Raw genomic sequence first — 13,356 nt, forward strand, 5'->3', positions numbered from 1 at the left:
CACCGCGCATGTCCGTTTTTGTTGACTTCACGCACATACGGGTCTAAAAAGATGAGAACGCAGATCCGAGGACTGTCCAGATATCGCGGATCCAGCGAACGACCACGGCGAGACGACGGAGTCCACATGTACGCACCGGAGCGGCACCATGCGATCCTCGAACGCACCCGCCTCGACGGGCGCGTCGAGGTCCGCGACCTCGCACTCTCCCTCGCCGTGACGCCCGAGACGATCCGGCGCGACCTCACGAGCCTCGAGAAGCGCGGACTGCTGCGCCGGGCCCACGGGGGCGCGATCCTCGTCGAACGCCTCGGCATAGAGCCCGAGGTCGCCGCCAGGGAGGGGCACCTCGCCGGCGAAAAGGATCGCATCGCTACCGCCGCCCTCGCCGAGGTACCCGATGGCGGCTCCATCGCCATTGACGCGGGCACGACGACGGTACGCCTGGCAGAACTACTCCCCCTCGACCGCCGACTGACGGTCGTCACCCACTCCCTCCCCGTCGCGGTGGCGCTCGTCGGTCGGCCCAACATCGACCTTCACCTCATCGGTGGTCACCTGCGCGGAGTAACGCAGGCCGCGGTCGGCCCCTGGGTCACTCAGGTGATCTCCTCCGTCTCAGTGGACGTCGCCTTCATCGGCACGAACGGCATCAGTCGGGAGCGTGGGCTCACCACGCCCGACCTCGACGAGGCCGTCGTCAAGTCCGCGATCATCGCCTCCGCTCGCCGAGTGGTAGTGCTCGCCGACCACTCGAAGTTCGGCCGCCAGGACTTCGGGCACGTCGCCCCACTGTCTGCGATCGACACCGTCATCACGGACAGCGATGTCGACGACGAACTCGCGGACGACATCGAGTCCGCCGGCCCGGAGGTCGTGCGCGCATGATCGTCACCGTCACCGCCAATCCGAGCATCGACGTCACCCTCTCCACGAGCGGCTTCGTCATCGGTGAGGTGAACCGCGCCCACGATGTCCGGCGCGACCCCGCAGGCAAGGGAGTCAACGTCGCGCGAGCCCTCGCCCGCAACGGCGTGGAGGCGACAGCGGTCTACCCGGCGGATGCGTCGACCGGTCTTGATCTCTCGGCCATGCTCGAGGCCGCTGGAGTGCGCTCAGCAAGCGCGCCGATCGCCCGCCCGATCCGCACCAACATCACCGTGGTTGACGATCGCACCGGTCACACGACCAAGATCAACGAGCCCGGTCCCGTCGTCACGGCAGAAGAGGCGCGAGCACTCGCGGAGTTAATTGGCGAGCACGTCTCGGCCTCACCTCGCTGGCTGGTCGCCTGTGGCAGCGTGCCTCCCGGCCTCGGAGCGGACTTTTATCCGGCCCTCGGTCGACTTGCCCAGCATTTCGGCGTCCCCCTCGCCGTCGACACCTCGGGGGCACCCTTGACCGCGATCGTCGCGGCCGGCACCGCCACCCTGGTCAAGCCCAACCTCGAGGAGCTCGAAGAACTCCTCGGCCGCTCCCTGACGACGGTCGGAGACGCCGTCACCGGAGCCCGCGCTCTCCTGCAGCTGCCCGACGCGCGAGCGCTGGTCAGTCTCGGAGAGCACGGCGCCCTCCTTGTCACGGCGCACGCGTCGTGGTGGGCCGGTGCCCCCGCTGTCGTGCCCCTCAGCACGGTGGGGGCCGGCGACAGCACGCTCGCCGGCTACCTCTCGGCCGTCGAGGCCACGGAGGCGGAGCGCCTCGCGACAGCCGTCGCCTGGGGCACCGCCGCCGTCCAGCTCCCGGGTAGTGAAGCTCCCGGACCCACCTCCCTCCGCCTCGACGACGTCACCGTCCTCGAGAATCCCGAACCCCACCTCCCGATTGGAGAACTGAGCGCATGACTGCTCTCACCGAGGCGTCGACCGTCATCGTCGACCTATCCGCCGCCACGAAAGACGAGGCCACCGCGCAGCTCGCGAAGACGCTCGCAGACGCCGGCCGCGTCACTGATCTCGACGGCTTCCTCGCCGACGTCCGCGACCGCGAGTCGCAGATGGCCACCGGAATGCCCGGCGGCATTGGCATCCCCCACGCCCGCTCGTCGCATGTCGTCGCACCGAGTGTGGCCGTTGGCATCGCGAAGCAGGGCGTCGACTTCGGCGCCCCCGACGGTCCCGCCGACCTGATCTTCCTGATCGCAGCCCCGGACGGCGCCGATCAGGCGCATCTCAAGATCCTCGCTCAGCTCGCCCGCAAACTGATCCACGAGTCCTTCACCGGTTCCCTCCGCGCCGCTGCCAGCGGCCAGGAGGTCGCGGACATCATCGCCAGAGAGGTTGTCGTCTCGTGAAGATCGTCGCCGTCACCAGCTGCATCGCCGGTATCGCCCATACGTACATGGCGGCCGAAGCCCTCGAGCAGGCCGCCAAGAAGAAGGGGTACGAGATTCAGGTCGAGACCCAGGGCGCTGCGGGCTCCGACCCCATGTCGGACCAGACCATCGCCGACGCCGATGTCGTAATCCTCGCTGCCGATCTCGAGGTCCGCGGCAAGGACCGCTTCGCGGGCAAGCCCACCCTGGAGGTCGGCACGTCGGAGGCGCTCGCAAAGGCCGCCGACGTGATCGACCGCGCCGCCGCGAAGGCCCAAGACGTCCCGGCCGCCGCCGGACCGCGCTTCGTCGCCGTCACCAGCTGCATTGCGGGCATCGCGCACACCTACATGGCGGCGGAGGCGCTCGAGCAGGCCGCGAAGAAGCGGGGCTACCCGATTCATGTCGAGACCCAGGGAGCAGCCGGCTCGGACGAGATGAGCGCGGGCGACATCGCCGCCGCCGACGTCGTCATCTTCGCCGCCGACCTCGACGTCCGAGGCCAGGAGCGCTTTGCCGGAAAGCCCGTGCTCCGGGTCGGCGTGGCGGAAGCGCTCTCTCGGCCCGACGAAGTCCTCGACCGTGCGCTCGCCCTGCGCGGGTCCGACGCGGCCGCTCCCGCCCGCCCGGCCGCGGCACCCGCTGCGCCGAAGAAGGTCGGCGTCGGCACGCGCATCCGGCAAAACCTGATGACCGGCGTCTCGTACATGATCCCGTTCGTCGCGGCCGGCGGTCTGCTGATCGCTCTTTCGTTCCTATTCGGCGGCTATACGATCACCGATTTCAAGGCTCAGCAGATCATCGACAACGGCTTCAACGTCATGAACGTCACGGACTGGGCCGGAGTGATGTTCCTCATCGGTGGGGCGACGTTCGCGTTCCTCGTGCCGGTTCTCTCCGGTTTCATCGCTTTCGGCATCGCCGACCGACCCGGCATCGCCCCGGGCTTTCTCGGCGGAGCGGTCGCCGTCACTGTCGGCGCCGGGTTCCTCGGCGGCCTCGCCTCCGGTTTCATCGCTGGATACGCCGCGCTCTACATCTCGCGGATCAAGTTGCCGGCGGCGTTCAGATCGTTGATGCCTGTCGTGATCATTCCCCTGATCGCAACCTTCATCACTGGCTTCCTAATGTTCGTCGTGCTCGGCGCTCCGCTGCGCGCGCTGAGCGAGGGCCTGTCGGCCTGGCTGTCTGGCCTGACGGGCGGCAACCTGATCATCCTGGGCATCATCCTGGGCCTGATGATGGCGTTCGACATGGGCGGACCGGTCAACAAGGTGGCCTATGCCTTCGCGACCACAGGTCTCGCCTCCGTCCCCGCCGACGGCGACCCGAACTCGGTGCAATTCAAGGTGATGGCAATCGTGATGGCCGCGGGGATGACGCCTCCGCTGGGCCTCGCCCTGGCCACGTCCCTCCGCAAGCGTCTCTTCACCGACGCAGAGCGCCAGAACGGCAAGGCGGCGTACCTACTCGGTGCGTCCTTCATCTCGGAGGGAGCAATCCCGTTCGCCGCGGTCGACCCGCTCCGCGTGATCCCTTCGGCGATGGTCGGTTCGGCCGTGACGGGAGCGCTGGTGGCATTGTTCGGATCGACGCTCCGTGCCCCTCACGGTGGAGTCTGGGTGACCGGTCTCGTTGGGGAGCCGGTGCTCTACCTGATTGCGATCCTCGTCGGGATGGTCGTCACCGCCGTCTGCGTCATCATCGCGAAGAGCGTCACGCGCGCTGCCGTGGTCGCCGAGGTGCCTGAGCCCGCCGCGGCCCAGCCCGTAGCCGCCTAACTCCCACCGACCGGCCGTCCTGAGCGGCCCCGCCGGCGGTCGCCCTCACGCCTCCTCCCCCTCTCCGAGGGAGGTGACGATGGGGACGACCGCCGGCTTCTGCGTTCCCGGGCTGTGCGATCTGCAGGAGGCTGTCCTCTGCGCAGGAGGCTGTCCGATCTGCAGGAGAACGTGCGATTACCAGGGGATCCGCACGCTGCCGACGACGCCCCGGGCCGAATTGGCGTCTGACGGCGACATCCCCTGCACATCGCACCGTCCTGCGAGCGTTGGTACCTCCTCCGTACAATGCAGGGGTGACCCCCACGCCGCTCCGCATCGCCTCCGTCAATGTCAACGGGGTCCGCGCCGCCTTCCGGAAGGGGATGGGCGACTGGCTCGCCGCGCGAGACGTCGACATCCTTGCCCTGCAAGAGGTCCGCGCCTCCACCGACGACTTGACGGGCCTGCTCGGCGACGACTGGGACGTGCTGCACGACGAGGCCACCGCCAAGGGCCGCGCCGGAGTCGCACTCGCCTCGCGCAATCGCGCCACGATCCACCGGGTCGCTTTCGGTGCGGACGACTTCGATTCGGCCGGGCGGTGGCTCGAGGCCGACTACGCGGTCGGTGACCGCACGCTCACAGTCGTCTCGACATACGTCCACTCGGGCGAGGTTGACACCCCCAAGCAGGTCGAGAAGTACCGCTTCCTCGACGCGATGAAGGAGCGCCTTCCCGAGTTGCAAGCGCACAATCCGCTGGCACTCGTGGTGGGTGACCTCAACGTCGGCCACCGCACGCTCGACATCAAGAACTGGAAGGGCAACGTCAAGAAGGCCGGCTTCCTGCCACAGGAGCGCGCCTACTTCGACGAGTTCGTCGGCGCGGAAGACGATCCCAACTACAACGCCGGTGCGGGCCTGGGCTGGATCGACCTCGGCCGACGCTGGGCGGGTGAGGTGGCCGGCCCGTACACCTGGTGGTCGCAGCGCGGCAAGGCTTTCGACACCGATACCGGCTGGCGCCTGGACTACCAACTGGCGACCCCCGAGCTCGCGACACTCGCCCGTTCCTATACCGTCGACCGCGCCGACGCCTACGACACTCGCTGGTCCGACCACGCCCCGGTGGTCGTGGACTACGAACTCTGACCCTCCTCCCCCGCGGATCCCGCGACTCCCACCCCTCGAGGCCCCATGACCCCCAGCACTCCGGGCGCCAAGCCCGTCATCTTCTCCGGCATGCAGCCGTCCTCAGGCTCGCTGCATCTCGGCAACTACATCGGCGCCCTCACGCAGTGGGTTGCCATGCAGAAGGACTTCGACGCGTACTTCTGCGTCGTCGACCTGCATGCGATCACCGTGCCGCAGGACCCGCAGCAGCTCCGCGAGCGCACCCGCGCGACGGCGGCACAGTACATGGCGGCGGGGATCGATCCGGAGCGGTCGACCCTGTTTATCCAGTCGCACGTGCCCGCTCACGCCGAGCTCGCCTGGGTGCTCACCACCCTGACCGGCTTCGGCGAGGCCAGCAGGATGACCCAGTTCAAGGACAAGTCGGCGAAGAACGGGACGGAGACCGCCTCGGTGGGCCTCTTCACCTACCCGATCCTGATGGCGGCCGACATTCTGCTGTATCAAGCTGACGCGGTGCCGGTGGGCGAGGACCAGCGCCAGCATCTGGAGCTCACTCGCGACCTCGCCGGGCGCTTCAACGCGCGCTTCGGTGAGACGTTCACCGTGCCGGAGCCGCACATCGCGCGCGAGACCGCGAAAATCTTCGACCTACAAAACCCGGGCTCGAAGATGTCGAAGTCGGCGGAGTCGGAGGCGGGCCTGCTCAGCGTGCTCGATGAGCCGACGGTCACGGCAAAGAAGATCAAGCGCGCTGTGACCGACACCGAGTCGGAAGTGCGCTTCGACCGCGCAGAAAAACCCGGCGTCTCGAACCTGCTCACGATCTACTCCGTGCTTGCCGACCGCTCGATCGAGTCAATTGAGCGGGAGTATGCGGGCCGCGGCTACGGCGACCTCAAGAAGGGGCTCGTCGAGGTGGTCGCCGCAACCTTCGACCCGATCCGCGCCCGCACTGCCGAGCTGCTCTCCGACCCGGCCGAACTCGACCGCGTCCTCTCCCGCGCCGCCGATCGCGCCGCCGAAACCGCGGAGCGCACCCTCGCCTCTGTCTACGAGCGCGTCGGCTTTCTCCGCCGCGCCCGCTGAGCGCGCCCCGGCGTGCTGACTGTCCAAAAGTTGTCGCACTCGGCGCCGAGTGCGACAACTTTTGGACAGTCGCGACGGGGCTGGTCTACTGCACGTCCTCGTCGACCCAGTCGAACGTCTTGGTGACGGCCTTCTTCCAGAGGCGGTACTGGCGAGCGGCCTCGTCCTGGTCCATCTGGGGGGTCCAGCGCGAGTCCTCCTGCCAGTTCTGGCGCAGGTCGTCGAGGTTCGCCCAGAAGCCGACCGCGAGGCCGGCCGCGTAGGCCGCTCCCAAAGCGGTGGTCTCTGCAACGACCGGACGGACAACCGGAACTCCAAGGATGTCGGCCTGGAACTGCATGAGCAGGTTGTTGGCGATCATTCCGCCGTCGACTTTCAGCTCCTGCAGCGGCACACCGGAGTCGGCGTTGACCGCATCCAAGACCTCGCGGGTCTGGAACGCGGTCGCCTCCAGCGCAGCCCGGGCGATGTGGCCCTTGTTGACGTAGCGGGTGAGGCCCACGAGAGCTCCGCGCGCGTCCGAGCGCCAGTAGGGCGCGAACAGGCCCGAGAACGCGGGGACGAAGTAGGCGCCTCCGTTATCTTCGACCGTGGCGGCCAGCGCCTCGACCTCGGGGGCTGAACCGATGAGGCCCAGGTTGTCACGCAGCCACTGGATCAGGGAGCCGGAGACAGCGATCGAGCCCTCAAGCGCGTAGTGCACCTCGCCGTCGCCGAGCTTGTAGCCGATGGTAGTCAACAGCCCGTTCTTCGAATGGACGATCTCGGTACCGGTGTTGAAGATCAAGAAGTTGCCGGTGCCGTAGGTGTTCTTCGCCTCGCCCGGATCGAACGCAGCCTGGCCGAAAGTCGCGGCCTGCTGGTCGCCGAGGATGCCCGCGATCGGCACCTCGCGTAGCAGCGACGAGGACTCGACGTGGCCGTACACCTCGGACGAAGAGCAGACCTCGGGGAGCATCGACTTCGGCACCCCGAAGGCCTCGAGGATGTCGTCGCGCCACTCGAGGGTCTCGAGGTCGAGGAAGAGGGTGCGGGACGCATTGGTGACGTCGGTCTTGTGGACGCCGCCGTCGATGCCGCCGGTCAGATTCCAGAGGACCCAGGTGTCGGTGGTGCCGAAGAGGAGATCGCCCGCGTCCGCCTTCTCGCGCGCACCCTCGACGTTCTCGAGGATCCAGACGATCTTGGTGCCGGAGAAGTAGGTCGCGAGCGGGAGGCCCACGATCGACTTGAAGCGGTCAGCGCCCACGTCGCCGGCGAGGCGGTCGACGATCGACTGGGTGCGGGTGTCCTGCCAGACGATCGCGTTGTAGACAGGCTTGCCGGTTGTCTTGTCCCAGACGACAGCGGTTTCACGCTGGTTGGTGATGCCGACAGAGGCGATGTCATGGCGAGTGAGGTCGGCGCGGGAGAGGGCCTGGCCGATCACCTCGCGGACGTTGTTCCAGATCTCGACCGGGTCGTGCTCGACCCAGCCGGCGCGCGGGAAGATTTGCTCGTGCTCCTTCTGGCCGGTGGAGACGATTGATCCCTTCTTATCGAAGATGATCGCGCGGGACGACGTGGTCCCCTGGTCGATAGCAATGACGTAGTCAGCCATGAATGATTACTCCTTTGTAACGGGGTGAACGGCGGCTCAGAGGACAGGGAGCAGCGCCAACGAGGAGAAGCCTGCCAGCACACCGCCGACGATCGGGCCGGCGACGGGGACCCAGGCGTAGCTCCAGTCGCTGGAGCCCTTGCCCTTGATCGGGAGCAACGCGTGTGCGATGCGGGGTCCGAGGTCACGGGCCGGGTTGATGGCGTAGCCGGTCGGGCCGCCGAGCGACGCGCCAATCGCGATTACCAGGATGGCGACGGGGAGAGCGCCGAGTGCGGCGAGTCCGCCGTCGCCCTGGCGTCCGCCGCCGAAGCCGATGACGACGAAGACGAGGACGAAGGTGCCGATGACCTCGGTGACGAAGTTCCAGCCGTAGGAGCGGATCGCCGGGCCGGTCGAGAAGACGCCGAGCTTGTTGGCCGCGTCGGGCTCCTCGTCGAAGTGCTGCTTATAGGCGAGCCAGCAGAACACGGCGCCGAGGATCGCACCGATCATCTGGGCGAGGATGTAGACGAGGATCGAGGTGATGTTCACCGGGACACCCGAGCCGAATTCGGTCGCTCCGCTGGCGACGAGGCCCAGGGTGACCGCGGGGTTGAGGTGCGCCCCCGAGTTGTACGAGACGATCACGCCGGCGAAGACCGCAAAGCCCCAGCCGATGTTGACCATGAGGGTCCCGCCGTTCAGACCCTTGCTCTTGACGAGCGCGACGTTGGCGACGACTCCGCAGCCGAGGAGCACGAGCATCGCCGTCCCCACCACTTCGGCAAGGAACACCACTCCGAGATTGTCCACGTTGACCTTTTCCTTTTCGTGTGACGGATGCGCTGAGGCATCCGCGGCGGGCTGCGATGCCCGACGTGTGTGAAGTTATCGGCGCCCTGACGTAGCGACAAGGAACGGCGCGTGCACGTTTGTGCGTTGTCACGACGAAAGCCCCGGATGCGGTGTTATCGATCCGGGGCTCGCATCAGTCGCCGATCAGGAAGCCGGAACAGCGGTCGGGGCCTGCACCGAAGTGCCCCCGACATCGACTCCGTTGTACTCCTTAAGATGCGCGATGGTCGCGTCGACCTCGCTCGCCCGCCTCGCATCGTCCCACCCAAGCACAGCACCGGTGTGCTCGGCGAGTTCTTCGAGGAGCTCGCGGCTCAGTCCGCCGGTGAAGGCGTGATTGGTGCGGCGCATGACCAGGTCGATCAGGTGGACGACGCTCTCATGCTGTGCCAGGTAGCGGATCTCACCGGTGGTGAAGTCTTTATCGAAGTCGAGCGCCTCATCGTGGCCGTCGGCCAGCGCCTCGATGACCTCTTGCGCACGCGTGCCGTAGCGCTCGAGGAGTTGGCCTGTCCGTGCAGAGGACAATCCGGAGCGGTGCTGGCTGATCCACTGCGCGCGCGACGCGTCGGTGCGGGGGAAGCCCTTGCCACCTCCAATGGGGGTCTTCACCGTGGAGACGCGGCGAGTCACGCCGATCCGCGTGAAGACCTCGTTCGACAGGTGCTCGGACAGCGCACGGAAGGTCGTCCACTTCCCGCCGACAAGACTCAGGACGGTGGCACCCTTGCCGGGCAGCGTGGAGGGCTCGATGCGGTAATCGCGCGAGACGAAGCCGGGGGCCTCGTCGTCGTGACGAGGCAGCGGACGGATGCCGGAGAACTTGAAGACGATTTGCGAGCGATCCACCGTGATCGCCGGGAAAACGTGGTTCACGAGTTCGAAGAAGTAGTCGATCTCCTCCTCCGTGCACACTGCCGGCTTGGTCGGATCAGCGTCGATGTCGGTCGTGCCGACCATGACGCGGCCCTTCAGCGGATAGATGAGGACGATGCGGCCATCACTGTGCTCGAAGAACATCTCGCGGCCCTCGCACGCTTCGACCAGCTCGGGGTTGTCGAGCACGATATGCGAGCCCTTGGTGCCGCCCATGAACTGCGTCTTCGTGCCGAGCGCGGTGTTCGTGAAGTCAGTCCAGGGACCGGACACGTTCACGACGATGTCCGCTGCGAACGTGAACTCCTCGCCGCTCTCTCGGTCGCGGAGGACCACGCCCTTCTCGTCAGCGCCAACCGCTTCGACATAGTTGGCCGCACGGGCCTTCTTGCCGCCGACGAGCGCGTCGTGCAGCACGTCGAGCGCCAGACGCTCCGGCTCGTGCACCGAGGCATCGAAGTACGTGGCGGTGTACTTAATGTTCGGGTCAAGCTTGGGCAGCTCGGCGAGCGAGCGCTTGCGGCCGTGGAACTGGTGACGCGGAACAGTGCCGCCGTCGCGGGAGAAGAAGTCGTACAGCGTCAGGCCGACCTTGATCAGCAGCGCACCGCGTTCCTGCGGCTTGCCCGACTTGTGCGTCAGGAAGCGCAGCGGGGCCGCGAGGATACCCGAGAAGGTGGAGTAAATCGGAATGGTGGTCTGTAGCGGCTTCACATAATGCGGCGCAATTTTCAGCAGACCGTTGCGCTCGTGCACACCCTCGTTCACGAGTCGGAACTCGCCATTTTCGAGGTAGCGGATGCCGCCGTGGATCATGTGGCTCGAGGCACTGGAGGCACCCGAGACATAATCGCCGCGCTCGACGAGAGCCACGTCGACGCCGTTGAGCGCGAGCTCGCGGAACGTCCCGATGCCGTTGATGCCACCGCCGATGACCAGGACGGTTGCGCGGGGGGTGTCGCGGAGAGCAGCGACGCTCCCACGCAGAGCGGAGTTTTCGGGAGTTCCGTCGGACTGTGCCACTTCGTACTCGCCTTCGTGTCGTAGGGGTGTCGTCGAGGCCTTCACACATCATCGACGTCGGAGATGGACGATTGATTTCGCGAAGGAATACAGTCATCCTTGACCCGACAACACATCCGGTCAAGTCCGGTGGAAATCCGTGCAAGGAGCCCCAATGACCCCAGTCCGACCGGTCGTCGAACTCGACGAGACGACGCACGCAACTCACCCCGACAAGACACGGGACGCGCTGCGCGCGGCGCAGCTGTACTACATGCAAGACCTGACGATGGACGCCATCGCGCACGAGCTGCACACGTCCCGCTCCTCCGTCTCGCGCTTGCTGTCGCACGCCCGCGCGACCGGACTGGTGGACATTCAGATCCGCTCCCCCCTCGACCGAGCGAGCGCGCTTTCTGCCGAGGTACGCACTCACTTCGACATCACGGCACACATCGTGCCGGTGCCCGACCACACCAGCGAGATTGACCGGCTGGAGCGGGTGGCCCTCTCGGCGGCGCGCATCCTGGGGCAGTTCATCGACTCCAACATGATTGTCGGCATCGCCTGGGGATCGACGATGAGCGCGATCAGTCGCCACCTCATCGCCAAGGAGACCCATAACACTCAGATCGTGCAGCTCAACGGGGCGGGAAACACCGAGACCACGGGCATCAACTACTCCAGCGAGATCCTCCGCCGCTTTGGCGACGCATACGCGGCGAAGGTGCAGCAGTTTCCCGTGCCGGCGTTCTTCGATGACCCGATAACGAAGCAGGCGGTGTGGCGGGAGCGGTCCACGCGGCGGGTCCTCGAGCTGCAGCAGCGGATGGACGTGGCGCTGTTCGGGCTCGGGTCGCCGTTTGCAGCGGTGCCCTCGAAGGTGTACATCGGCGGCTACCTGGAGCCGACCGACTTCACCTCGCTCAGTGCCTCGGGAGTCGTCGGTGATGTCGCGACGGTCTTTTATCGGTCCGACGGAAGCTGGGACGACATCCCGATGAACGAACGTGCAAGCGGTCCGGATCTCTCCACCGTGGGTCGAGCGTCGCGCCGAATCTGCGTCGTCTCGGGCGCTTCGAAGCTGCCCGGCCTGCGCGGCGCACTCGCCGCCGGCCTGATCACTGACCTCATCCTCGATGAGGGCACGGCCCGCGCCCTCATCTCGGGCTAACGCTGCCCACTCCCTCCCTCCCCGCGAGATACGTCTTGGGTACGCGACACTCCGGGCGGGGCGTACCCAAGAAGCATCTTGCGGGCGGGGAGCGGGTCAGGGTTCGCGGGCGTGGGCGTCGAGGAACTCGTAGACCTCGGCGTCGTCAATACCGGGGAAGGTGCCGGAGGGGAGCGGGGCCAGCACGTGCGCATGCAAGCGGGCGCTGGGCCAGGCGTTGCCGTCCCAGCGAGCGGCGAGTTCGGTGGGGGCGCGGCGACAGCAGGACTCGTCGGGGCAGCGCGAGAGTTCGCGGCGGTCGGTGTCCCGGCCGCGGAAGAAGCGTGCCTCGGCGAAGGGGACGCCCACGGTGATCGAGAATTCGTCCGTCGCTGTCGTGCCGGTCTGTGACGCCGACCAAAAGGTTCCGGCCGGCGTATCGACGTACTGGTAGTACTCCGTCGTGCGGTTGGTACGGCTGAACGCTGAGCGCGCCGACCAGTAGCGGCAGACCACCTGACCCTCGACCGCACCGGTCACGTCGGTCGGGAGCGGGAGCCCGTCGTTCTCGTAGGCCTTCTGAATCGAGCCGTCGCCGAGGACTCGCAGGAAGTGCATCCGGATGTCGAGGTGCGAGGTCAACAGGTTTGTGAAGCGCAACGCCGCGGCCTCATGAGTGACGCCGAAGCCGTCGCGGAAGTCCTCGACCGAGATGTCTCGGTCGCGCTTCGCCTCGTGAAGGAACGCCACGGCAGGCTCGAGCGGCATCAAGCAGGCGGCGGCGAAGTAGTTGATCTCGAGGCGCTGGCGGAGGAAGTCGGCGTAGGTGACTGGGCGTTCGTGACCGAGGAGGCGGTGTGCCATGGCCTGCAGTGCGAGCGCGCGCAGGCCGTGCCCGCCGGGGATCGAGGCGGGTGGGAGGTAGATCCGCCCGTTGGCGAGATCGATCACCGAGCGTGCGGAGTACGGCAGATCGCCGACGTGAATGATCTCGAAGCCGAGGTGCCGCGCCATCTTCGAGACGGAGCTGTGCGTCAGCGCTCCCCCGCGGTGGCCGACGGTGCGCAGCATCTGACCGGCAACCTCCTCGATCTCGGGGACGTAGGAGTTGCGCTCGCGCAGCTCACGGCGCTGCGCCGTGTTCGCCCGACGCGCCTCCTCCGGCGTGGCGCTGGCCTCGCTGCGGCGGCGGGCAAGTTCGCGGTAAACGCCGAGGAACGCCGCCAAGACCGGCGTCGTCAGGCCCTTGTTGACCTTGAATTCGGGGAGGCCGAGCGAGCGGTAGAGCGACCCCTTCTGAACGCGGGCAAGTTCGATCTCTAGGGCGGCCCGGTCGCTGGGCGGCTCGTCCGAGAGCAGGGCGGCCAGCTCGACGCCGAGCGCCGCGGCAAGGCGCTGCAGGAGGGAGAGTCGCGGCTCGCGTCGGCCGGTCTCAATGAGCGAGAGCTGGCTCCCCGAGACGCCGACGCGTTCGGCTAGCTGGCCGAGCGTGAGTCCGCGGCGGGTGCGGAAGTGCCGCAGCCGTTGCCCGAGCAGCACGGCGTCGGAGCCCGGAGGAGTCGAGGGGTCGGTCACGGCAAACTCCTACG

At 67.1% G+C, this 13,356-nt stretch carries 11 protein-coding genes; 7 read left to right on the forward strand and 4 right to left on the reverse strand.

Annotated elements, in window-relative coordinates; genetic code table 11:
- Nucleotides 1–126: 126 nt before the first annotated feature.
- The 6 genes from B0H03_RS06385 (at nt 127) to trpS (ending at nt 6,299) form a co-directional block, all read left to right on the forward strand.
- Nucleotides 127–888 (forward strand): DeoR/GlpR family DNA-binding transcription regulator, encoded by a 762-nt coding sequence (locus B0H03_RS06385; RefSeq protein WP_104264981.1) that lies wholly within the window; start codon nt 127–129, stop codon nt 886–888.
- Entirely contained in the window at nt 885–1,844 is a 960-nt protein-coding gene (locus tag B0H03_RS06390) for a 1-phosphofructokinase family hexose kinase (RefSeq protein WP_104264982.1), read from the forward strand. Before B0H03_RS06385 ends, B0H03_RS06390 begins: the two co-directional genes overlap by 4 nt.
- Nucleotides 1,841–2,293: a PTS sugar transporter subunit IIA gene (locus B0H03_RS06395; RefSeq protein WP_104264983.1), complete on the forward strand. Its 453-nt coding sequence runs from the start codon at nt 1,841–1,843 to the stop codon at nt 2,291–2,293. Before B0H03_RS06390 ends, B0H03_RS06395 begins: the two co-directional genes overlap by 4 nt.
- Nucleotides 2,290–4,095, forward strand: a complete 1,806-nt coding sequence (locus B0H03_RS06400) for a PTS fructose-like transporter subunit IIB (protein WP_104264984.1) — start codon at nt 2,290–2,292, stop codon at nt 4,093–4,095. Before B0H03_RS06395 ends, B0H03_RS06400 begins: the two co-directional genes overlap by 4 nt.
- Before the next feature lie 296 nt (nt 4,096–4,391).
- Entirely contained in the window at nt 4,392–5,228 is an 837-nt protein-coding gene (locus tag B0H03_RS06405) for an exodeoxyribonuclease III (RefSeq protein WP_104264985.1), read from the forward strand.
- A 45-nt stretch (nt 5,229–5,273) separates the two neighbouring features.
- Nucleotides 5,274–6,299 carry a tryptophan--tRNA ligase gene (trpS, locus tag B0H03_RS06410; protein ID WP_104264994.1) on the forward strand — a complete coding sequence of 342 codons (1,026 nt, stop codon included), beginning with the start codon at nt 5,274–5,276 and terminating at the stop codon, nt 6,297–6,299.
- Nucleotides 6,300–6,384: 85 nt separating this feature from the next.
- On the opposite strand, the gene glpK is transcribed toward trpS, so the two are convergent.
- The 3 genes from glpK to B0H03_RS06425 form a co-directional block, all read right to left on the reverse strand.
- Nucleotides 6,385–7,899: a glycerol kinase GlpK gene (gene glpK, locus B0H03_RS06415; protein ID WP_104264995.1), complete on the reverse strand. Its 1,515-nt coding sequence runs from the start codon at nt 7,897–7,899 to the stop codon at nt 6,385–6,387.
- 36 nt (nt 7,900–7,935) lie between these two features.
- Nucleotides 7,936–8,646, reverse strand: a complete 711-nt coding sequence (locus B0H03_RS06420; protein ID WP_202129968.1) for an MIP/aquaporin family protein — start codon at nt 8,644–8,646, stop codon at nt 7,936–7,938.
- 234 nt (nt 8,647–8,880) lie between these two features.
- Nucleotides 8,881–10,635, reverse strand: coding sequence for a glycerol-3-phosphate dehydrogenase/oxidase (locus B0H03_RS06425; protein WP_104264997.1), 1,755 nt, complete (start codon nt 10,633–10,635; stop codon nt 8,881–8,883).
- Nucleotides 10,636–10,789: 154 nt separating this feature from the next.
- On the opposite strand from B0H03_RS06425, the gene B0H03_RS06430 reads away from it, so the two are divergent.
- Nucleotides 10,790–11,788 (forward strand): sugar-binding transcriptional regulator, encoded by a 999-nt coding sequence (locus B0H03_RS06430; protein WP_104264998.1) that lies wholly within the window; start codon nt 10,790–10,792, stop codon nt 11,786–11,788.
- 96 nt (nt 11,789–11,884) lie between these two features.
- Here B0H03_RS06430 and B0H03_RS06435 read toward each other — a convergent pair whose 3' ends face one another.
- The gene (locus B0H03_RS06435) at nt 11,885–13,342 is read right to left on the reverse strand and encodes a helix-turn-helix domain-containing protein (protein ID WP_104264999.1); all 1,458 of its coding nucleotides are present in this window, start codon (nt 13,340–13,342) and stop codon (nt 11,885–11,887) included.
- Nucleotides 13,343–13,356: the final 14 nt, after the last annotated feature.

Source organism: Rathayibacter iranicus NCPPB 2253 = VKM Ac-1602 (assembly GCF_003149025.1).
GTDB lineage: Bacteria > Actinomycetota > Actinomycetes > Actinomycetales > Microbacteriaceae > Rathayibacter > Rathayibacter iranicus.